17 protein-coding genes are annotated in these 22,513 nt (G+C 63.9%); 14 read left to right on the top strand and 3 right to left on the bottom strand.

Translation table 11 applies throughout. The features are described 5' to 3' along the window. The first annotated feature begins 7 nt into the window (after positions 1–7). Positions 8–406 carry a hypothetical protein gene (locus HMPREF2550_RS08855; protein ID WP_070790736.1) on the top strand — a complete coding sequence of 133 codons (399 nt, stop codon included), beginning with the start codon at positions 8–10 and terminating at the stop codon, positions 404–406. Here the strand turns inward: HMPREF2550_RS08855 and HMPREF2550_RS08850 are convergent. Beyond that, positions 403–1,551 (bottom strand): glycerate kinase, encoded by a 1,149-nt coding sequence (locus tag HMPREF2550_RS08850; protein WP_070790735.1) that lies wholly within the window; start codon positions 1,549–1,551, stop codon positions 403–405. The genes HMPREF2550_RS08855 and HMPREF2550_RS08850 overlap by 4 nt on opposite strands. A 159-nt stretch (positions 1,552–1,710) precedes the next feature. On the opposite strand from HMPREF2550_RS08850, the gene gdhA reads away from it, so the two are divergent. From gdhA to ffh, 10 genes are all read left to right on the top strand, one after another. Continuing rightward, on the top strand, positions 1,711–3,057 hold the full coding sequence (gdhA, locus tag HMPREF2550_RS08845) for an NADP-specific glutamate dehydrogenase (RefSeq protein WP_070790734.1): 1,347 nt from the start codon (positions 1,711–1,713) through the stop codon (positions 3,055–3,057). Positions 3,058–3,142: 85 nt separating this feature from the next. After that, positions 3,143–3,943: a DivIVA domain-containing protein gene (locus HMPREF2550_RS08840; RefSeq protein WP_070790733.1), complete on the top strand. Its 801-nt coding sequence runs from the start codon at positions 3,143–3,145 to the stop codon at positions 3,941–3,943. Positions 3,944–3,984: 41 nt separating this feature from the next. After that, entirely contained in the window at positions 3,985–4,521 is a 537-nt protein-coding gene (locus HMPREF2550_RS08835; RefSeq protein ID WP_070790732.1) for a YceD family protein, read from the top strand. After that, positions 4,518–5,291, top strand: coding sequence for a ribonuclease III (gene rnc, locus HMPREF2550_RS08830; RefSeq protein ID WP_070790731.1), 774 nt, complete (start codon positions 4,518–4,520; stop codon positions 5,289–5,291). The genes HMPREF2550_RS08835 and rnc overlap by 4 nt, the downstream gene beginning before the upstream one ends. Then, positions 5,292–6,113 (top strand): bifunctional DNA-formamidopyrimidine glycosylase/DNA-(apurinic or apyrimidinic site) lyase, encoded by an 822-nt coding sequence (gene mutM, locus HMPREF2550_RS08825; RefSeq protein ID WP_070790730.1) that lies wholly within the window; start codon positions 5,292–5,294, stop codon positions 6,111–6,113. Between the two features lie 83 nt (positions 6,114–6,196). After that, entirely contained in the window at positions 6,197–7,699 is a 1,503-nt protein-coding gene (locus HMPREF2550_RS08820; RefSeq protein ID WP_070790729.1) for an alanine/glycine:cation symporter family protein, read from the top strand. 19 nt (positions 7,700–7,718) lie between these two features. Continuing rightward, a complete protein-coding gene (locus tag HMPREF2550_RS08815; protein ID WP_070790728.1) occupies positions 7,719–8,021 on the top strand; it encodes an acylphosphatase in 303 nt (100 codons plus the stop codon). A gap of 37 nt (positions 8,022–8,058) precedes the next feature. Beyond that, positions 8,059–11,502: a chromosome segregation protein SMC gene (gene smc / locus HMPREF2550_RS08810; protein ID WP_070790727.1), complete on the top strand. Its 3,444-nt coding sequence runs from the start codon at positions 8,059–8,061 to the stop codon at positions 11,500–11,502. Between the two features lie 362 nt (positions 11,503–11,864). Continuing rightward, positions 11,865–13,568: a signal recognition particle-docking protein FtsY gene (gene ftsY, locus HMPREF2550_RS08805; RefSeq protein ID WP_070790726.1), complete on the top strand. Its 1,704-nt coding sequence runs from the start codon at positions 11,865–11,867 to the stop codon at positions 13,566–13,568. A gap of 118 nt (positions 13,569–13,686) precedes the next feature. After that, positions 13,687–15,306, top strand: a complete 1,620-nt coding sequence (ffh, locus tag HMPREF2550_RS08800; RefSeq protein ID WP_070790725.1) for a signal recognition particle protein — start codon at positions 13,687–13,689, stop codon at positions 15,304–15,306. Between the two features lie 75 nt (positions 15,307–15,381). On the opposite strand, the gene HMPREF2550_RS08795 is transcribed toward ffh, so the two are convergent. Both HMPREF2550_RS08795 and HMPREF2550_RS12335 read right to left on the bottom strand, forming a co-directional pair. Further along, a complete protein-coding gene (locus HMPREF2550_RS08795; protein ID WP_070790724.1) occupies positions 15,382–17,679 on the bottom strand; it encodes an acyltransferase family protein in 2,298 nt (765 codons plus the stop codon). Positions 17,680–17,805: 126 nt separating this feature from the next. Next, positions 17,806–17,955: a hypothetical protein gene (locus tag HMPREF2550_RS12335; protein WP_168167705.1), complete on the bottom strand. Its 150-nt coding sequence runs from the start codon at positions 17,953–17,955 to the stop codon at positions 17,806–17,808. Positions 17,956–18,103: 148 nt separating this feature from the next. Between HMPREF2550_RS12335 and rpsP the strand changes: the two genes are divergently transcribed. The 3 genes from rpsP to HMPREF2550_RS08780 form a co-directional block, all read left to right on the top strand. Further along, positions 18,104–18,610: a 30S ribosomal protein S16 gene (gene rpsP / locus HMPREF2550_RS08790; protein ID WP_070790723.1), complete on the top strand. Its 507-nt coding sequence runs from the start codon at positions 18,104–18,106 to the stop codon at positions 18,608–18,610. Positions 18,611–18,706: 96 nt separating this feature from the next. Beyond that, a complete protein-coding gene (locus HMPREF2550_RS08785; RefSeq protein WP_141760577.1) occupies positions 18,707–19,276 on the top strand; it encodes a hypothetical protein in 570 nt (189 codons plus the stop codon). 510 nt (positions 19,277–19,786) lie between these two features. Next, on the top strand, positions 19,787–22,513 hold a 2,727-nt coding region (locus HMPREF2550_RS08780; protein WP_210400223.1), incomplete at its 3' end, for a YPDG domain-containing protein.

Here is a 22,513-nt window from a genome sequence, read left to right as displayed (position 1 = left end):
TTAGCGCATGCCCAGAATCCAATTCGATGTCCTCGTCCCGCCCGCCCACGCCGGCGAACTCGCCGAGGCCTTCCAGCGCGCACTCGACATCCTCGTCCGCCGCGGCAAGCTCAGCTCCGCTTCGCTCGAGGCACAGGGCCCAGTGCTTATCGACGCCAACGTAGCCGCCGAACTCACCCAAACCTACGAAGCTGACCGCGGCTACACCGCCGACGAAGAGGGTGCCGAGGTACACCGCTTCCTTATCGACGCCGATGGCGTGGACAGCTACAACCGGCTGGCCATGGGGCTCTCGCGCATCCTCACCCCGAAGGCGGAGCTGCCGCGAGACCCCGTCGCGCTGGAGCAGCAGGACCGCTTCGAGGTCCCGGCGCTATTCCCCTGGACCGTGACTATCCTGCGCTAGCGTGCGCCGGCGTTGAGGTAGGCCACCGCCGCCTGTTTGCCCGCGCGGATCAGCTGCTCGCGGGTATCTACTATCTCCTCGAGCTCCACGGCGAGGACCCCCTCGTCCGGCTCGCCGTCGAAGCTTCCCGCCACCACGGCGACCGTCGGTGCGTGCTCGCCGACTTCGCGGGCCAAATCGCACACCGTGGCAACGACCTTGCCAGTGGCGGTCTGCGCGTCGAAGCGGCCCTCACCCGTAATCACCAGGGATGCCTCGCCGAGCGCGTCCGCCAGGCCATTCGCCTCGGCGACCATGCGCGCGCCGGGCTGCAGGTGGACGTGGTCGGCCGTGCCGTGGAGCAGGCTCGACAGCCAGGTAATGCCGATGGCCACCCCGCCGGACGCGCCCATGCCCGGGGTGGCGGGGTCGATGCCCGCGAACTCGCAGAAACGAGCAAGGCCTGCATCGAGGACGGCGACGTCCTCTTCCGTGGCGCCCTTCTGCGGGCCAAAGACGGATGCTGCGCCCTGCGGGCCGGTGGCCGGGGACGTGACGTCGTAAAGCAAATGCCACTCGAGCGCGCCGGCCGGGATGTTGACTTTGGCGGTGTCGAAGTCGCCGAGCTTGTGCAGTGAGCCGCCGCCGGGGGCAAGCTGGTAGCCGCGCTCGTCGAGCGGGTTTGCGCCGAGGGCGACGAGGATGCCGGTGCCGCCGTCGATGGTGGCGGAGCCGCCGAGCCCTAGCACGATGCGGGTTGCGCCGCGGGTCTCGGCGTCGGCAATGAGCACGCCGGTGCCGTAGGTATCGCCGGTCATCGGGACTGGCCGGTCGGCGACGGCGGGGAGGCCGGAGGCGGCGGCGACGTCGATAAACGCGGTAGTGGTCTCGGCGTCGTAGGTGTAGGTGGCCTCGGTGAGGCGGCCTGCGGCATCCGTGGTGGGCAGGGTGATCTGCTCGCCGCTAAAGAGGCTGGAGGTGCCCTCGCCGCCGTCGGCCATGGGCAGCAGGGTGATCTCGGCGTCCCGGATGATGCTGCGCACGCCCTCGCCGAGCCACTCGGCGGCCTGCTGTGCGGTAGCCGTGCCCTTAAAGGAGTCGGGGGCGATCAGGATGCGCGGGGAGGGTGCTTCGGCACCTTCCGTGCCTTGTGTGATCAAGCTCATAGTTCTGCCTTTTTTCGAGGGTGTGGGGGACATTGCAGGCATTCTATCTGCCGCGATCCGCAGAAGTGCGATCTGTTTTCTATCGCAAGACCGAAACCTGTTGTAAGCTATTGCACGACCTTAAAACCTACTGCCTAACAGGTATTGAAAGGAACGCTCATGAGCTCGATCGAACAAGAGGTAGCCGGCTATTACGACAAGCTGTTGCAGCGCAACGCTGGTGAGCCGGAGTTCCACCAGGCCGTCGCCGAGGTGCTGGACTCACTGAAGATTGTCCTGGAGAAGGACCCGCACTACGCCGACTACGGCCTGATCGAGCGCCTCTGCGAGCCGGAGCGTCAGATCATCTTCCGCGTGCCGTGGATGGATGACAACAACGAGATCCGCGTCAACCGCGGCTTCCGCGTCCAGTTCAACTCCGCACTCGGCCCCTACAAGGGTGGCCTGCGCTTCCACCCGAGCGTGAACCTGGGCATCATCAAGTTCCTGGGCTTCGAGCAGATCTTTAAGAACTCGCTCACCGGCCTGCCCATCGGCGGCGGCAAGGGCGGCTCCGACTTCGACCCGAAGGGTAAGTCCGAGGGCGAGATCATGCGCTTCTGCCAGTCCTTTATGACCGAGCTGTGGCGCCACATCGGCGAGTACCGCGACGTGCCTGCCGGTGACATCGGCGTCGGCGGCCGCGAGATCGGCTTCCTTTTCGGTCAGTACCGTCGCCTGGCTAACCAGCACGAGTCCGGCGTACTCACCGGCAAGGGCCTGACCTGGGGCGGCTCGCTGGTGCGCACCGAGGCCACCGGTTACGGCTGCGTCTACTTCACCGAGGAGATGATGAAGGCCAAGGGCGAGTCCCTCAACGGCTCGAAGGTGATCGTCTCCGGCTCCGGCAACGTGGCTATCTACGCCATCCAGAAGGCGCAGGAGCTCGGCGCAACCGTCGTGGGCTTCTCCGATTCCTCCGGCTGGGTAGACACCCCTAACGGCGTGGACGTCGAGCTGCTGCGCGACATCAAGGAGGTCCGCCGCGCCCGCGTGTCCGACTACGCCAAGGAGGCAGACGGTGCGACCTACCACGAGGGCGGCTCCATCTGGGACCTCAAGGCTGATGTGGCCCTGCCGTGCGCGACCCAGAACGAGCTCGACGGCGAGCACGCCAAGACCCTGGTTGCCAACGGCGTGAAGTACGTCGCCGAGGGCGCGAACATGCCGTCGACCGCGGAGGCCGTCGAAGTCTTCCGCGAGAAGAAGGTTTCCTTCGGCCCGGGTAAGGCCGCCAACGCCGGTGGCGTGGCTACCTCCGCGCTGGAGATGCAGCAGAACGCCTCGCGCGATTCCTGGACCTTCGACTACACCGACGGTCGTCTGCACCAAATCATGTCCGGCATCTTCAACGTTGCCGCCGATACCGCGGAGGAGTACGACCGCGCTGGTGACTACGTCGTGGGCGCGAACATCGCCGGCTTCAAGAAAGTCGCCGACGCGATGCTCGCCCAGGGTGTTGTGTAAAGAAACGGTGTAAACGTACACCTTGTGGGCCCGTGCCTCGTGGCGCGGGCCCTTCCGTATGCGTAACGCAGTAGGCTTAGGAGCTATGTATCGCGTTTTTGAAGCACTAGATGAGCTCGTTGAAACCGTCGAGGCCGCCATGGGCGTGCCCATGACTTCGAACTGCATGGTCCCGCGCAGCGAGATGCTCACGCTTCTCGACGATATCCGGGAAGCCCTGCCCGACGAGATCGACGACGCCCAGGACGTTTTAGATAACCAGGATGAGATCCTGCGGGGTGCCGAGGACCGCGCCCACCAGCTCGTCGGCGATGCGGAGGCCGAGGCCAAGCAACTTGTCGACGACGCCCACGCCCAGGCTGATTCCGTCCTGCACGATGCACAGGCGCAGGCCACCGCGCTGCTTTCGCGTTCCGAGGAGGACGCCGACCGCTTGGTCGCCGACGCACGCGAGGAGGCCGAATCCGCACTCAGCGCCGCCCACAGTGAGGCGGAGCGCTTGGTGGAGGACGGCAAGCAGCAGTACCAGCGCTCTGTGGACGAGGGCCTGGCCCAGCAGGAGCACCTGATCTCCGAGTCCGAGGTCATGCGCCGTGCGGACGAGGAGGCCCACCGTCTAGTGGAGAACGCGCACTCCGAGTCCTCCCGCCTGCGCCGCGAGTGCGACGAGTACGTCGACTCCAAGCTGGCCGAGTTCGAAGAGGCGTTGTCTTCGGTCCTGCGCACCGTGGCCTCCGACCGCTCGGCGCTGCGCCGCGGGGCCGGAGTTGCTGGTGCGGCGGGCGAGTCCGGCGGGCGTCGCAACGAGCGCCAGGAGCAGACTGGCCACTACGAACCGCGCCGCTACCCGCGCCGTTCCCGCGGCGAGCAGCGGGATCAGTACTAGCAGCGCTTTCGGGCCGCAGTGGTTGTAGGGTAGGGGCTGTTATGGCTACGAATCCTTTCATCATTAATGTCGCCGATGCGTTGCACGGCGACGGCATGGCAGTGACCGTGAACCGCACCGGCGAAAGCCCCTCGCGGATCGGCCCCGAGATGATTGCCATCCCGCAGGGCCAGCCGGTTGAGCTGGAGGCAACGATTACCCCGCTGGGCGCGGGCGTGCTTGTCGACGCATCGGTGACCGCCCAGCTCGAAGGCCAGTGCGTGCGCTGCCTGAAGACGCTCACGCCCACCCACACGCTGTCCATCTCCCAGGTCTTCGAGGCCGAGGACGGCTTCATCGTCGGCGACGAGGAGACCGAGGAGGACAAGGGCTCGGGTGACGAGATCCACCGGATTGAGAACGAGACGGTGGATGTGGAGCAGGCGTTTGTCGACGAGGCGGGGTTGACCCTGCCGTTTAACCCAGTCTGCGAACCTGAATGCGCGGGCGACACCGACGTCCCGGCCCCCGACGGGGTCTCGGGCGAGGAGAACAACCTGGTTGACCCGCGGTGGGCGGACCTGGAGAAGTTCCTGTGAGCCGCTCGAAGAAGAAGCGGATCTCCAACGAGCAGGCCTGGCAGGAGGCGTTTGCCGCCGTAGACCACCAGCCGTTGCTGGACCGCATCGGAGTGCAGCTGGGCAGGGATCAGCTGCGCCACGCACTGACGCACCGTTCCTTTGCCAATGAGCACGGCACCCTGCCGAACAACGAGCGCCTCGAGTTCCTGGGCGATGCAGTGCTCGGACTGACCGTGGCGACGAAGCTCTTCGAGCTCTACCCCTCGCGCCCTGAGTCGGATCTGTCGCCCATGCGCGCCTCCATCGTGTCGCGCTACGGGCTTGCCGACGTCGCGCGCGAGATCAACCTCGGCGAACATGTTCTGCTGGGCCGAGGTGAGGAGCTCGGCGGCGGACGGGACAAGGACTCGATCCTGGCGGATACGACCGAGGCGCTCCTTGGCGCGATCTACCTGGTTCACGGCTTCGAGTACGCCCGCGATGTCATCCTCGACCTCTTCGACGAGAAGCTCCGCGGTGCAACCGCCTCCAGCGCCCACCGCGACTGGAAGACGTCGCTGCAGGAGCGACTCGCCGAGCTGGACGCGCAGGTGGCGGAGTACTCGTCGACCTCCACCGGCCCGGACCACCAGAAGCTCTTCCACTGCGAGGTGCGCTCCGGCGAGACGCTGCTGGGCCGCGGTCGCGGTACCGCCAAGAAGCTCGCGGAGCAGGAAGCGGCACGTGCGGCCATGCGCTTTTTGCACAACCACCCGGAGCGGGTCGCTGGCAACGCCGAGGAGGCCTAAGTGCCGGAGCTGCCCGAGGTAGAGGTGGTGCGCCGGGGCCTAGACAACCACGTGGTGGGGCGCACCTTTGACACCGTTGAGGTGCTGCACCCGCGCGCGGTGCGCGGAAACACCGAAGACCTCGCCCAGATCCTGCCCGGCAGAACGATTACCGGTACCGGTAGGCGCGGCAAGTACCTGTGGCTCACGCTTGACGACGCGGCCGCACTCGTCGTCCACCTGCGCATGAGCGGGCAGATGCTCGTCGGCCCGCCCGGCGGGGTACAAAGCCCACACGTGCGCATCCGCGCACGCCTGGGGGAGCTCCAGCTCGACTTTGTGGACCAGCGCACCTTCGGCATGTGGCAGTACGCGCCGTTTGACGGCGAGGTGCCCGCACCGGTCGCCCACATCGCGCGCGACCCCTTCGACCCACACTTCGACCTCACCGCCACCGCGCGGGCCCTGCGCACGAGGCGCTCGGCGTTAAAGACGGTACTGCTGAACCAGGAACTGGTCAGCGGGATCGGTTCCATCTACGCCGACGAAGCGATGTGGGCCGCGCGCGTGAAGCCGTGGCGGATGGCGCGCACGTTGCGCCAGCGCGACGCCGTCGAGGTGTTGGTCCACGCGCGCGAGGTAATGGAACGCGCCCTTGCACAAGGCGGGACGAGCTTCGATTCGCTCTACGTCAACGTCAACGGTGCCTCCGGCTATTTCTCCCGCTCGCTTAATGCCTACGGGCAGGCGGGTCGGCCGTGCGCCCGGTGCGGCACCGAGATTGCAAAGCGCGTGGTCGGCGGGCGCTCCTGCTACTACTGCCCGGCTTGCCAGGTCCTGTAGCTGCGCACCACTCCGCCCACGAATGTGGGGGAGCCAACATTTAAGTTGCAAGAGATTCTGTCTCACCAGATAAGATTCTCGCCATGGATTCCGCAACTTCCTTTGTAAACGACACGCTCAACGGCGTGATCTGGGAAATCGTTCCCTGGCTGCTGCTGGCAGCCGGTATTTACTTCGGCCTTCGCACCATCTTCGTACAGGTCCGTCTCCTGCCCGAGATGTTCAAGGCTGTCACCGAAAAGCCTCAGGGCAAGGACCGCCAGGGTCGTGACCTGGACGAGGAATACGGCGGCATTTCCGCGTTCAAAGCCTTCACGATCTCGGCTGCTTCGCGCGTGGGGACCGGCAACATCGCCGGTGTGGCGCTGGCCATCTCCGTGGGCGGTCCGGGTGCTGTGTTCTGGATGTGGATCATCGCCATCGTCGGTGGCGCAACCGCGTTCGTCGAGTCCACTCTGGCGCAGCTCTGGAAGACGAAAGACGAGGACGGCAACTACCACGGCGGGCCCGCCTACTACATGACGCGCGGGTTGAACTGGCGTCCGCTCGCCATCATTTTCGCCGTTGCCCTGTCGCTGACCTACGGCTTTGTGTTCAACGCCATTCAGACCAACTCGATTGTTGAGGCAGTCGGTGGCTCCCTGCAGACCGACTCGATGACCCTGAAGGTGATCGTCGCCGCCGTGCTCGCCACGCTGACTGCCCTGATCATCTTTGGCGGCGTGACCCGTATCGCCAGCGCCACGCAGATCATCGTGCCGTTCATGGCGACCGCCTACATCCTCATTGGCCTTGTCGTGGTCATCATGAACATCTCCGAGGTTCCGGGCATGATCAGCCTGATTGTCGGCCATGCGCTCGGCCTGCAGCAGGTCGCTGGCGCCACGGTGGGTGCAGCCTTCGCCTTCGGCATGCGCCGTGGCCTGTTCTCCAACGAGGCCGGTCAGGGCTCCGCTCCGAACGCCGCGGCGACCGCAACCGTGTCCCACCCGGTCAAGCAGGGGCTGGTGCAGACCCTCGGCGTGTACTTCGACACGCTCGTGGTGTGCACCATCACCGCCTTCGTCGTGCTGCTCGGCCCGGCGGTGAACTACGGTACGGATGACATCCAGGGCGCTGCGCTGACCCAATCCGCGCTGGCGGACTCCGTCGGTGCCTGGGGCGCGCACGCGATCACGTTCATCCTCTTCTTCCTCGCGTTTTCCTCCGTGATTGGTAACTACTACCTTGCGCAGGCCAACGTGGAGTACCTCACCAGCTCCAAGGCTGTCATGACCATCTTCCGCCTCGGCGTGATCGGTTTTGTTATCTTCGGTGCCTTCGGCTCCCTGCCGCTGGTGTGGGCACTCGGCGACACGATGGCAGGCACCATGGCGATCATCAACATCATCGCGATCGTGCCGCTGGGTGGCGTGGCCTTCAAGCTGCTGCGCAACTTCAGCGAGCAGCGCACCAAGGGCCTCGACCCTGTCTTCCACCGCGATATGCTGCCGGAGCTGAAAAACGTGGAGTTCTGGGATGGCTCCGACCCGGTCACCCGCCGCAGCGTCGAGGATTTGAAGGTTGCAGGCCGCCCGGACAAGTAAGCCCCACTAGTGTGGGAGCATGACCGCACACACTGACAACACACGAGTACGTCTCACCGCCCACGTCCATGGACACGTCCAGGGCGTGGGTTTTCGTTGGTGGACCCGCTCCCGCGCCCTCGAGCTGGGGCTTGCCGGCTACGCGAAGAACCTTGCCGACGGCCGCGTGGAAGTCGTCGCCGAGGGAACCCGCGAGCACACAGACGCGCTGCTTGCGCTGCTGCGCGAGGAGCCAACGACCACGCGTCGGCCCGGCCGGGTCGACTTCGTCGGCGAGCAGTACGGCGAGCCCCGCGGTGCTTCCGGCTTCGACGAGCGCTGAGTAACGAGCGCGAGACCGGACAGGTAAACTCACGGCAATGCACCTGAAATCGCTGACGCTTAAAGGATTCAAGTCCTTCGCTTCGGCGACCACGATGAAGTTCGAGCCGGGCATCTGCGCCGTCGTCGGCCCCAACGGCTCGGGCAAGTCGAACGTGGTGGACGCGCTCGCATGGGTGATGGGGGAGCAGGGCGCGAAGAATCTGCGCGGCGGCAAGATGCAGGACGTCATCTTCGCCGGTGCTGGCGACCGCAAGCCGCTGGGGCGCGCCGAGGTCACGCTGACTTTCGACAACACCGATAAGCACCTGCCAATCGAGTACACCGAGGTGGCCATTACTCGCCGCATGTTCCGCGACGGTGCCTCCGAGTACGAGATCAACGGTGCCAAGGCCCGCCTGATGGACATCCAGGAGCTGCTGTCGGATTCCGGCATCGGCCGTGAGATGCACATCATCGTCGGCCAGGGCAAGCTCTCGGAAATCCTGGAATCGCGCCCGGAGGAGCGCCGCGCGTTTATCGAGGAAGCCGCCGGCGTACTCAAGCACCGCCGCCGCAAGGAGAAGGCGCAGCGCAAGCTCACCGGCATGCAGGCCAACCTGGATCGCCTCAGCGATTTGACCGAGGAGCTGGGTAAACAGCTCAAGCCGCTTGCCCGCCAGGCCGAGGCCGCCAAGCGCGCCGCCACCGTGCAGTCCACCCTGCGCGAGGCCCGCCTTTCACTCGCCGGACACCAGGTGGTCACCCTGCGCGCCTCGCTTCACGACGCCACCGCCGCCGCCCAAGCACTCGCCGAGCAAGTCGAAACCGCAACGGCCGTACTCGAGGAAGCCGAGCAGGCGCAGGCCGAGATCGAGTTCGAGCAGGAAGAAGCCCAGCCGCAGGCGGAGCAGGCACAAAAGGTGTGGTTTGAGCTTTCCACCCTGGCGGAGCGGGTCAGCGCCACGGTGCGCATCGCCACCGAGCGCGCCCAGCATTCCGGGGCGCAGGTGCCATACGCGGGCCAGGACCCGGACCAGCTGTTGCGCCGCGCCGAGTTCGCCGACGAGGAGTACGCCGAAGCGCTCGAAGCCGCCGAGGAGGCCGCCGAGAAGCTCGAGACGCTGCGCGAAGAGGTCGCCGAAAAGCAGGAAGCCTTTGACGACGCGGAGCGCGAGCACATGGCGCAGGTCCGCGCGATCGCCGACCGGCGCGAGGGCGTGGTGCGACTGCTCGCGCAAGAGGAGTCGCAGCAGGCGGCGATCACCGCGGCCGAAGACGAGGTCGCGCGACTGACCGAACTTCTGGAAGAAACCCGCGCTCGCGCCCGCGCAGCCGAACAGGAAGCCCGCGAGGCCGCGGAAGCGCTCGCAGAGGTGGACACGCAGCGCGCCCCGCTCGATGAGGAACACGTGCGTGCCTACACCGAGTCGGATGCCGCCGATAAGCGCCTGGAACAGCTCCGCGCCGAGCAGCGCGAGCGCGAACGCGCCGTGTTCACGCTCGAATCCCGCATTGCCACGCTTGTCGAGCAGGCCCCGCGCCCAAAGGCCGCGGACACGCTCGCAGACTTCGCCCCGCTCGCCGGGCTGCTCCGCGCCGATGAAGGTATGGACCGAGCCTTGGCCGCAGCACTCGGCGCGCACGCGGAAGCGCTCACCGGTGAGGTCAACGCCAACGCCGTGGCCCAGCTTGCCGACGCCGCGCGCACCATCATCATCGACACCAACGGCGGCACCACCTGGCGCCTCGACACCGACGCAAAGGTGGACTGGCTACTCGACCATGTGCGCGTGGACGACTCCGTCCTCGGCCCCGTGACCCGCCTGCTGGTAGACGTGGTGGTCGCGGACACGCTTGAGACCGCCCGCGAACTAGTTGCCGAAGACCCGCGCCTGCGCGCCGTGACCCGCGACGGCGTCCTCGTCGGTGAAGGCTGGGTCGCCGCCGGGACGGGCACCACCACCGCGGTGGAGGTCACCGCTCAAATCGAGCAGGCCCGCAGCGAACTTGAGATCGCGCAGGCCCAGCTCGAGGAGCTCTCGGGCACGCTGGAGGGCGCAAAGATCGCCGCCGAGGACGCGCGCGTGACCGCGGCTTCAGCCAAGGCCGCCCTGCGCGAGCACGACGCCGAAGCCCAGCGCCTGGGCCGCGACCACGAGCGCCTGGAGAAGCAGTGGCAGGCCAACAGCAGTGAACACGAGCGCGCAGCCCAGCGCGCCACCGAGGCAGAGGGCCGCCTCGCCGCCCGCCGCGAGGAGCTGGCGCAGACCCGCGACCGTCTTGCGCGCGTGAACGCGGAGGACCAGCCAAGCGAGGAGCCGTCCTCGGCCCAGCGCGATGCTGCCCAGCAGGAGCTGGCACAGGTCAAGGCGATGGAGATGGAGGCCACGCTCGCCTCGCGTACCGCCCAGCAGGCCGCGGAACAGCGCGCCGGTAGGGGAGACGCGTTGCGTCGCCAAGCGGAGCACGAGAAGCAGGCGAAGGCCCGCCACGACGCGGCGATGCAGAAGCGTCGCGCGCAGGCCGAGCTGGCCCAGGCGGTGGCGGAGCAGGGGCGCGACGTGGCCGCCCGCGTCCAGGACGCGCTTGTCCGCGCGGGGAGTGAGAGGGACCGGTGGCAGGCGGGCGTCGCTAAGCTGCAGGCTCAGTTGCAGCAAGCCCGCAGCCAGGTCTCGGCGGCGCGGCAGACGCTGAAGCGGCTCACGGAGAGCTCGCACAATTCGGAGATCGCGCAGTCGCAGGCGCAGGTGCGTATCGACGAGGCGGAGAAGAAGATCACCGAATCGCTCGGCATCGCGATTCCGGATCTGCTGCGGGACTACACGCCGGGCGAGGACTTCGACGAGGCGTCGGAGAAGGCGCGCCTGGCGCAGGCGGAAAAGGATCTGCGGGCACTTGGCAAGGTCAACCCGCTCGCGCTGGAGGAGTTCAAGGCGCTCGAGGAGCGTTACGCGTTTTTGTCCACGCAGCTTGATGACGTGATCCAGGCGCGCGAGGACCTGATCGGCGTGATCAATGACGTGGACGGACAGATCCTCCAGCTGTTCACCGACGCCTGGAAAGACGTCGAGGCCGAATTCCCGCGTGTGTTCCACACGCTCTTTCCGGGTGGCGAGGCCCGCCTCATCCTCACCGAGCCCGAGGACATGCTTGCCACCGGCATCGAGATCGAGGCCCGCCCGCCCGGCAAGAAGGTCAAGCGTCTGTCCTTGCTTTCCGGCGGCGAGAAGTCGCTCACCGCGCTCGCGTTCCTCGTAGCCATCTTCCGGGCCCGCCCGAGTCCCTTCTACGTGCTCGACGAGGTCGAGGCCGCGCTCGACGACGTCAACCTCCGCCGCCTCATCGCCCTCCTCAAAGAACTACGGGAGGACTCGCAGCTGATCGTGATCACGCACCAGAAGCCGACGATGGACGTGGCGAACGTGCTCTACGGCGTGACCATGCGCGGCGACGGTGTGACGCGCGTGCTTTCGCAGCGCATGCAGCCGGCGGCTGACTAGGGGGTTTGTCGCGGGTTTGCTGACGCGGGTGTCTTAACGCGCGGTTCCTCACACGGGGCTTTCTAAATGGAGCTAGCTCCATTTGGGTCTGCGCCGGTTGTAAAATCCCTGGTCGCGGGTTGGCAGTTTGTCTAAAAGGAGCTAGCTCCATTTGGAGTTGCGCCGGTTGTAAAAGCCCTGGTCGCGGGTCGGCGGTGTTCCTAAATGGAGCTAGCTCCATTTGTGGTTGCCCAGGAACCCGATGGACTCCTTGTCCAATAAGTCACGGGACTCCGTGTCCAAAAACTCTTTGGACATAACATCGCTAGCCTGCCCGTTCGATTCACTATGGCACTATGGGTGCCATGGATATGGAACTTGCAATGAACTCGCCACTTCTGTGGATCGTTGTCGCCATCATCGTCGTTGCCCTCATCGTTGTGGGCATCGTCGTGGTGGGGCGCAAGCGCAAAGAAGAGAAGACTGTCTCTTTTGCTAAGACGGAGGAGCCGAAGGAGCTTACACAGCAGGAAAAGTCGGGCAATTACCAGGCCAAGGGCGGTTTTAACTTCGCGCCGGCTGCAGCCCCCAGCACGCCGGAGAAGGAGCCGGTGCGTATCGACGAGCCGCGCGAGCCGAAGCCTGCACAAGAGCAGCAGGCGGCTGCCCAGGCCCCGCAACCGGTAGTCGAACCGGAGCCGGAAACGGTTGAGGAGGCTGCCAAGGTCGAGAAGGCCGCGAAGGTTGAGGAAGCCGCCAAGGTTGAGAAGGCGGCCAAGGTTGAGGAAGCTGCGAAGGTAGAAAAGGCCGCCAAGGTTGAGGAGCCGACTGACGAGGTTGTGGTGAACACCGACGCGGAGACCGACCCGGAGACCCGCGAGACCGTCGTGACCCCGGATGAGGCAGCGCCGGTGGAGAATCCGGAAGCACCAGCCGCCGAGGAACCGGCCGAGGAACCCGCACCGGAACCTGAGGCAGAACCGGCCGAGGAGCCGCAGGCAGACGCGGACCAGACTCGCAAGGCGCAGGAGGCGGCCGCAGCAGCAGCTGCCGCGAGCGCGGAGGCTGCCCGTGCGCTGGAGGCTGACCAGGCTCAGGTGGCTGAGGTGAGTGAGGATGTGGTCGTCGAGAAGCATGACGAGCCCACCGAAGACATCGAGGAGATCGAGCCTGCGGCCGGCCGCATCGGCAAGCTGCGTGGGCGTCTGTCGCGCTCGCAGAACGCGATCGGCCAGGGGCTGCTGGGCATCCTTACTGCGGGTGACCTGGACGAGGACGCGTGGGAGGAAATCGAGGACACGCTGATCATGGCGGACCTCGGTGCCAACCTGACCATGCGCGTGACCGAAACGCTGCGGGGCAAGATCGCCGAGCGCGGGGTTTCCTCGGAGGAAGAGGCGCGCGCGATGCTGCGTGAGACGCTGATCGAGGCGGCGCGTCCCGAGATGGACCGCTCCATCAAGGCGATGCCGAATGAGGGCAAGCCCGCTGTCATCCTTGTTGCCGGCGTCAACGGCACCGGCAAGACCACAACCACCGGCAAGCTGGCGCGCGTGCTGGTTTCCATGGGTCACTCCGTGGTGCTCGGCGCGGCGGATACTTTCCGCGCGGCCGCGGCCGACCAACTCGAGACCTGGGGCCGTCGCGTCGGCGCGTCCACAGTGCGCGGCAAGGAGGGCGCGGACCCAGCATCCGTGGCCTTCGACGCTGTTGCTACCGGCGTGCAGGAGGGTGCGGACGTCGTCCTCATTGATACCGCGGGCCGCCTGCACACCTCGACCGACTTGATGGACCAGCTGGGCAAGGTCAAGCGCGTGGTGGAGAAGAAGAGCAACGTCGACGAGGTGCTGCTGGTTCTCGACGCCACGGTGGGGCAGAACGGCATTGCGCAGGCGCGCGTCTTCCGCGAGGTTGTGGACATCACGGGCGTGGTGCTGACCAAGCTGGACGGCACCGCCAAGGGCGGCATCGTCTTCCAGGTGCAGGAGGAGCTGGGCGTGCCGGTCAAGCTTGTCGGCCTGGGCGAGGGCGCGGACGATCTCGCGCCGTTTGAGGTGGAAAGCTTCGTCGACGCGTTGCTGGGCTAGCGCAAGTTAGCGCAAGTTCTGGGTACGCCCAGCTAGGCGCTAGGCTGTAACGAGTACATTTTTGACGGCGAGCGCCCCGCGCACGCTGATAAAACGAAGCGAACAGGAGTACCTTACGTTGTTCGAGTCACTGTCCGACCGCTTGCAAGACGCCCTCGGTGGCCTGCGTGGTAAAGGCAAGCTCACCGAGGCTGACATTAACGCCACCGCGCGCGAGATCCGCCTCGCACTGCTGGAGGCCGACGTCTCGCTTGCCGTGGTCAAGGCCTTTATCAAGCGCGTCAAGGAGCGCGCCCTCGGCGCGGATGTGTCCGAGGCGCTGAATCCTGCGCAGCAGGTCATCAAGATTGTTGATGAGGAGCTCACCGGCATCCTGGGCGGCGAGACCCGCCGCCTCAACCTGGCGAAGAACCCGCCGACGGTGATCATGCTCGCCGGTTTGCAGGGTGCCGGTAAGACCACGCTCGCCGGGAAGCTGTCCAAGCACCTGGCCAAGCAGGGGCACACCCCGCTGCTGGTGGCCTGTGACCTGCAGCGCCCTGGCGCGGTTCAGCAGCTGCAGATTGTGGGCGAGCGTGCGGGCGTCGATACCTTTGCGCCGGACCCGGGCACCTCGATCGATTCTTACGAGCACGAGATGGGCTCCTCCCACGGCGATCCGGTCGCGGTGGCGCAGCAGGGTATCGAGCATGCGAAGCAGACCAAGCACGACGTGGTCATCATCGATACCGCGGGCCGCCTGGGTATCGACGAGACTTTGATGACCCAGGCCCGCAACATCCGCGACGCGGTGAACCCGGACGAAGTCCTCTTTGTCATTGACGCCATGATCGGCCAGGACGCGGTAAGCACCGCGCAGGCCTTCGCCGACGGCGTCGACTTCACTGGTGTTGTGCTGACCAAACTCGACGGCGACGCCCGCGGTGGTGCCGCACTCTCCATTCGTGAGGTCACCGGCAAGCCGATCCTGTTCGCGTCCACGGGCGAGAAGCTCGACGACTTCGACGTCTTCCACCCGGATCGCATGTCCAGCCGCATCCTGGGCATGGGCGACCTGCTCTCGCTGATCGAGCAGGCGGAGCAGACCTACAACGAGAAGGACGCGGAGGCGGCTGCGACCAAGCTGGCTTCCGGAGAGCTCACGCTCGAGGACTTCCTGGACCAGCTGCTGATGATCCGCCGCATGGGCCCGATCGGCAACCTGCTGAAGATGATGCCCGGCGGCAAGCAGATGAACCAGATGGCCGACATGGTCGATGAGAAGCAGCTCGACCGCATTCAGGCCATCATCCGAGGTATGACCCCTGCCGAGCGTGAGGATCCGAAGATTCTCAATGCTTCTCGGCGCAAGCGTATCGCCAAGGGCTCCGGCGTCGAAGTCTCCGACGTCAACCAGCTTGTGGAGCGCTTCTTCGAAGCGAAGAAGATGATGGGCAAGATGGCCGGTCAGTTCGGCATGGGCGGCATGCCCGGAATGCCGGGGATGCCCGGCGGGCGTTCGGCGACGAAGAAGAAGCCGAAGGGCCGCAGGGGCAAGAATGGCAAGCGCAAGCCGCCGAAGCGCCGTAGTGGCGGCGGTATGCCGGGTATGCCGCCAATGCCGGGCATGGGTGGTGGTATGCCTGACATGCAGGAGCTGAAGAAGCTGCAGGAGCAGATGCCACCCGGCATGGAGGGCCTGGACTTGGACAAGCTCGACTTCAACGAGGCAATGAAGCGCATGGGCAAGGGCAAGTAGCCAACAGATAGAGGTGGCCCCGCAACGCTGGAAAGCGTTGCGGGGCCACCTCTTTTCGTTCGGAGGGGCTCCGGCCTATTGGCCGAGGAGTCCCAGCGGCTGGCGTTGCCCGTCGACGGGGTTGACCGGTAGGTTCTCCGGGGCCGAGCCGTCTTCACCGACGGGGATCTCGGCGTTGGGGTCCGGGCGCAGTGGCGGGACCTCGTACTCGGGGGCGTCGGTGCTTACGTAGGGGATCTCGAGGGCGTCGAAAACCTTGCGCAGCTCCTGCCACACCAAGGGCGTCAGCGTTGCCATGTAGGCGTTCGAGATGTGGTTCTGGTCCCGGTAGACGTAGACGTTGCCGATCTGGGGGCGGCATAGCTCGGCGTCGCAGAACCACGGGGCGGTATCCACGCTGAACTGCTTGTTCGTTCCGTCGAGGTACTCAGCCGCCGGGTCGACGGGGCCGTAGACGTCGTCGGTGCGCATCGAGCACTCTTCCTCCGTGAAGCCGGAGACGATGCAGATGTTGGGGTCCATGATCTGGCCGAAGATGTCAAAGATCCACGGGTTGTCGCGGAAGCCCAAGAACGGGATGTCGTACTGCGCGAACGCATCCCACAGCACGAGGTAGGAGTCCGGCACGTGGTCGACGGTCACCTCCACGTCGCCGGCGCGCCCCTCAGGGCGCGTGGAGGTGGAGACCACCAGATCCGGCTGCATGTTCACGACTTCCTCGAAGACGTTCTGACTCCACTCGAAGCACACGTCCGAGACCAGCTCTGTGCCGTCCTCGCCGCCGATGGTCAGCGGGCAGGTCTGGCGGACAAAAGGAACGACCTTGAATCCGTGCTCGCGGCCGAGGCGGTCGAGCGGGATGACATAGGGCTCGATGTGCGAGCCGCCGACCATCACCACGGTGGTCTCGGCGTCCTTGTCGCCGTAGATGCACTCGGGGCGCGGCATGACGTCCGCGTCCTCGTTCTGGAACACCATGCAGCCCTCGGATCCGACAGGAGGGTAGATGCCGGAGACGAGGTTCGGGTCCGGCTGTGGCGTGACGTCGGGGACGGGTGTACCGACAATCGACATTGCACCGGGGTACATCTCTATGTCCAGCGGACGGTTCGCGTTTTCCACCTTCTGGTTCCACAGCGGCTGGATGGTCAGTGCCGCGCCGACGAGTGCGGCGATGACAACGCCACCGACGGCGCGGCCGATGCCTGCGGGCGTGCGCAGGCTGCGGCGGGCGTCGGCAACCGGCGTATCGGTGGCTTTCGGACGCTTGCGGTGCTGGCGCAGCGGCTGCTCCAGCAGCACATGGGTCACGTGCGCCAGTGCGAGTGACGCCGCGATCACGATCACGCCAACCCACGCTGGCGGGGTGCCAAAGCCGCCGATGACGGTGACGATGATCAGCATCGGCCAGTGCCACAGGTACAGGGAGTAGGCGATCCCACCCAGCCACGTCATCGGCTTGGAGGCAAGCACCTTGGAGACGGGGTTGTCGTCGCCACTGAGGATGACAAGCGCAGCGCCGATAAGTGGCAGCAAGGCGATCGGGCCGGGGAAGGCCAGCGTATTGGAGACCACCGCGCCGGTAATGGTGATACAGATGATGCCGATCGCGGAAGTGAGCCAGGCTGTCTTCTGCGGCAGGAAGCGGCTGGTGGGCACAAACGCCAGCAGTGCGCCGAGCGAAAGCTCCCAGGCGCGGGAAAAGGTGGAGTAGTAGTTTGCGCCGGTACCAATGAAGCCGAAGCGGGAGGCCCAAGCGAGTGAGGCGAGAGTGATGATCGCGAGCACCGTGATCGCACCCCGCTTGGCGTAGGTGCGCGGGAGGTTGCACTTGGTAATAAGGAAGGCGATGAGCGTGCCCAGCAAAATGCCAAAGAGGTAGAACTGCCCCTGGACGGCCATCGACCACAGGTGCTGCAGGGGAGAAGTGTCCTGGCTTGCCGCGGCGTAGTCTGCCGCCTGCACCATGAGCTCCCAGTTCTGGTAATAGAGCATGGAGGCAGTGAACTGCGCGGCCAGCTCGTCGCTCATCAGCTCTGGGGTGAGGTAATGCACCGCCACAAACACGGACAGGATCACCACGACGAGCGCTGGCACCAGCCTGCGGATCGTCCGCCACAACGGCCACCATGGGTTCAGGCTCGGGTTGGGGCGCATCGCGTAACGCAGCTGCCCGCCGAGGAAGAAGTAGCCGGACAGCAGCAGGAAGACGTCCACGCCGCCGGAGACGCGGCCAACGAAGACGTGGAAGAGCACCACGAGACCGATGGCGTAGCCACGCAGGCCGTCGATATCAACGCGGTAGGCCGAGGTTCGTGCTCGTGTACTTTCTCCCGCATCGTGCTGCGCAGGCTTCGCCGTCGTTGCGCTCATCTATCCTCAAAACCTCTGCGAACCGTTTGACTCTTGGTATGGTGTGGGAAACATCAATCCGCAGGCGAATGCTCTGCGAAGTGCAGGCATGCCAATACGCGGGACGCTCCCGTGACTGTGCAAACCTTACCGCGTATCGGGAGAAAAGCCGGAACCGTCGCGGCGGGCAGCGCTACGCATGTCACCGAAGGCGGGGGAGCTGGGTGCTTTTTGGTCTTCAGCTGCGTCCACGGTAAAGTACTGCGAGTTACCCGGCATGTATGTCGGGGACAGCATACTGCGTACGCGTCGGAAGCGTCTGCACCCGTCTTACTCGGGCGGTCGACCGGCCAGTCACGCGCAGGCTAAAGAAGAAGGGTTGAACCGGCCCGCCAGCACACGGCGGGTGTCTGCACTGCCCAGTGACCGTAAAGGAAGAATTTTCATGGCTGTCAAGATCAAGCTGCAGCGTGTGGGCAAGATCCGCAACGCACAGTACCGCGTCGTCGTCGCTGACTCCCGTACCCGTCGCGACGGTCGCGTCATCGAGAACATCGGCATCTACCACCCGAAGGAAGAGCCCTCGCTCATCCGCATCGACTCGGAGCGCGCACAGTACTGGCTGGGCGTCGGCGCACAGCCGACCGAGCCGGTTGCCGCACTGCTGAAGATCACCGGTGACTGGCAGAAGCACAAGGGCCTGGACGGCGCCGAGGGCACCCTGAAGGTTGCCGAGGAGAAGAAGTCCAAGCTCGAACTGTTCAACGAGGCACTCGAGGAGGCCAACAACGGCCCGACCGCCGAGGCCATCACCGAGAAGCGCAAGAAGGCAAAGGAAGAGGAAGAGGCCAAGGCTGCTGCCGAGGCTGAAGCCGCTGCCGCCGCTGAGGCTGCCGAGAAGGCTGAGTCTGAGGAAGCCGAGGCTTCCGAGGAGAAGGCTGAGGAGAACTAAGATTCTCTACCATCACGAACCCCGCTGTATTGGTTTAACGACCATGCAGCGGGGTTTTGTTATGGACCTTCTGTCCTGAACTTGGGTGACAAGGCCGTGTCCGGTAAGGGGGATCGTCCGAATGAGGAGATTACGGTGACCTTCCCGGGTGGTAAGACTGTCACGACCACGACGGATGAGAATGGTAACTGGAAGGTTGATGTTCCGTCTGGTGTGGAGCTCAAGCCTGGTGACAAGGTCATTGCGACCGACGGTGATGGCAACAAATCCACTGGCACGGTTGGCATCGACGCGGGCAAGTGTGCTGCTACTGCGGCTGGTTTCGGTCTGCCGCTGCTGGCACTGATCCCGATCGGTCTGGCTACCCAGATGCAAATCCCGGGTCTGTCTGACTTCGTTGGTCAGGCTAATGCCCAGATCCAGGCTGCGAATACCCAGATTCAGCAGCAGGCTGGTCTGTTCAACGCGCAGCTGGCTGCGCAGGTTGATGCTGTCAACCAGCAGCTGGGTATGTTCGGTGCTGACCTGGCTACTGTTGCTGGTGGTCTGGTGCTGATCGCGGCTGGCATCCTTGCTGGCACGCTGATCTACGACAACTGCTCCCCGAATGGCGGAGGCAGCTTTGTGAAGGGGCTGGAGCTTAAGAGTTCCTCTAAGAATGCGTAGTTGAATGGCTTTGAAACGTATACTCTATCTCTCAGTTAAATGACAAACGAGTGCCTTTTTAGGATTGAGTGTGCAATACAATTTCGTGTGAAACGTGAGTGTTAGCGTTCCAGCTAAAGTATGTTGGTTTGGCTACATTTCCAATCGGCTGTCCGCCTCATCAGAGGCAACGTGAACGATGGTGTGAGCGGTAGAGGTGCGGGTGACTCTAGTTAACGCGCTTCCCAGATGGTGTAAGAGGTTAATAGGGGTAGGTTCGCTGGGCTGTCCTGGCTGCGCTGCGTGGGTGAGCGGTGAGACGCTACTCGGGCAGTCCGGTGGCATTTCCTAACAATTGGAGCAGGCGTACAGAACAGTAGCGTATTTTTAATTTGGAAACTTCTTGCAAGCGAGTGTCCAAGGCTTTAGGATCGGACGCGGTAGCTCAGAATCGTCTAATCTTTTGATTGCGGTTTTCTGGGGATGACCGATGTGTCTCAACGTGGGGCACTGTCTTCCGAAGGAGTTTTCATGAAGAAGAATCTCGTGAATCGCCGCCGCGGCACGTCACTCGCGGCAGCGGCATTGTCTTTTGCGCTGGTTGCGCCGTTTGCGCAGCCGATCGCTGCACCGCAGTCTGCTGCGGCAGCATATGCTGGCACGCATGATGAGGCTGGACAGCCCAACGCTCAGGGCAATGGTGTTAAGTACCCGGGCGAGAATGCTGAGGGTGTGTATCAGACGGGTGTTGGTGAACCGCGCTACACCGTTGGCGATCAGCCCATCAAGGTTGAAGGCGCTATTGAATCTGATGTCGAGGCCGGTTCGAATAACTCCATTGAGGGTTATGTTATTAACCAGCGCAACGGCAACATGTCGGTGCACCCAGGTACGAATAACCTGAAGCCGATCCCGATGGAGGGGGTGCGTATTTACGCACAATGGGTTGAGCGCGACGGCGCTACCTCTCCGATCTACACGACCACGACTGGTGCTGATGGTCGTTTCACCATCGGGATGAAGTCTTTCGTGGACTCGCTGGGCAAGGTGCGCAAGTTCGACGCAGACCCGAATCTACCGGAGGGTGAGAAGTTCCGCATTTGGGCAGAGAACCCAGATCCGGATGCGTTCACCCAGCTCTATGGCTCTGGCCAGGGCAAGCTGTTCCCGTTGGGTAACACCATGGAGCTCTCGGCCGGTATGAGGAACCTTGTTGGTTCGGACCGGCTTGAGAATGCTCGTTTTGCGTTTGGTGAGAAGGCGCAAAACGATGTGATGCACAACCTTCAGGCGTCTGAGGAAAACGCGCCATGGAAGCAACCCAGTGTAAATGCCTATGGTCAGGTCACAGGTACGGTGCACTGGGATCTGACTCGTGCGGCAACTGTTGCAGGTTGGAGCGATTGGGTCGCCTACAACAAGGCGGATGTGCCGGCGAAGGGCCTGAAGGTTTATGGCTCGTACCTGTCTGATTACGCTGTTGGGCAAATCCTCAACGAGGCTCCGAAGGATCTGGGTGGCAAGAAGATTCGCGGTTCCGGCTGGTCTCGTGATGATGAGGCTGCGCTGCAGAACTGGATTAAGCGCAAGATTGCCGAAGAGGGCAAGGATAAGTGGATCGCTGAGACCACCGAGACCACTGTTGGCGAAGACGGCGACTACGTCCTGCAGTTTAAGGGCACGTTCGGTAAGGCCTGGGATAATCGTGGCTACGACGATGGATCGCTGATCTACACGGATCTTGCTCGCGATAATGATGCTGAGGCGATCTTCCCGGATGGTTCGAAGCACAAGGCGTATGACCTGTTCAACACGGTCGCACCGGCAGCTGATTACGGTAGCTGGATGTCGAATGCTTCTGGTCGTGGTGGGGAGAACCTGCCGAAGCACATCAACTGGGATTGGTTGTTTGTTTCGACCGAGGATGTTGATGGTGCTGCTGTCGTGACACCGTTCCACACCAATGCCTACACTGACAAAACGGATGTCAATACGGACCAGACCTGGGCTGGCGTATGGAATACCGTGCAGGCGGGCCGTTTGGCGAACAACAATATCGCGCTGTACTCGGATTACACCGTGTTTGATGTGTTGGAGTACGACACGCAGCAGAACTACGCGAAGCCGGGTGATACGGCTGAAACGTTTACGTCCGGTCTGCCGTCGAAGTTCGTTGACGGTCTGAAGTACGAGATCGAGTGGGTCAACACCACAACCGGCGAGGTCGTGCACAAGTGTGAGGCTCAGGCGGCTAAGGGTGATACCACGATTGAATCGTGCCCGCTGAATACTGGTGACAAGAACCTGTTCCCGGATGGGATTACCCAGACGACGACGTTTGCTGCGAACCTGTACCCGGTTAATGCTAAAACGGGTGAGCGTGGCAGCCGTATTGCTACCGATGCGTTTACGGTGCTGGTTGACTGGGCACCGGAGTATCAGTCGACTGAGGCAAAACCGGGTGAGACGAAGTCCTCTGATGCGCCGACGTTCGACCGCACCGACACCAACGAGGTCGAAAAGCTGACTGCTGAGCAGCTGGCCAAGCAGGACCCGGATAAGAAGCCGACGAAGTTCGAGCTGGCAGAGGGCTTCGCGGTGCCGAAAGGCTACGATGTTAAGGTCGACGAGGCTTCTGGTGTGGTCACTGTGACCTTCCCTGCAGAGGATGCGAAGTCGATCGACGTGCCGGTGAAGGTCACCTACGAAGATGGCACCACCGCAACTGGTAAGGCTCCGTTTACTGTTGCTGTTGATGCTGCCGACGAGTTCGAGCCGGGCTACGAGGATAAGCTGGTTGTTCCGGGTACCCCGACAGAGTCTGAGCCGACGTTCACCGATAAGGATGGTAAGGACACCAAGGCGCCTGAGGGTTCCAAGTTTGCTATTTCGGATGACTTTGAGGCGCCTGAGGGCTACACGGTCGATATCGACGAGAACACGGGTGTAATTACTGTCACTGCTCCGAAGGAGTTGAATGGCGACACCACTGAGGAGTTCGATGTTCCGGTTACGGTGACCTACCCGGATGGCAGCACCGACAAGACGGACGCGAACTTCAAGCTGGATACCGATGGTGACGGCGATCCTGATGTGACGGATCCGGATGATGATGGTGACGGCATCCCGGATGAGGAAGAGGAGGAGAAGGGCTCTAACCCGAAGGATAAGGGCTCGATTCCGGCAACCCCGCTGGAGCCGGGTAACCCGACCGACGCCGCAACCCTTGAGCCGGGCTACGAGGATGGTTCTGGTAAG

It is taken from the genome of Corynebacterium sp. HMSC074A01 (genome assembly GCF_001831515.1).
In the GTDB taxonomy this organism is placed as follows: domain Bacteria; phylum Actinomycetota; class Actinomycetes; order Mycobacteriales; family Mycobacteriaceae; genus Corynebacterium.
Note: the sequence above shows the minus strand (reverse complement) of the source record. Positions and strands in the feature narration are given on the sequence as shown.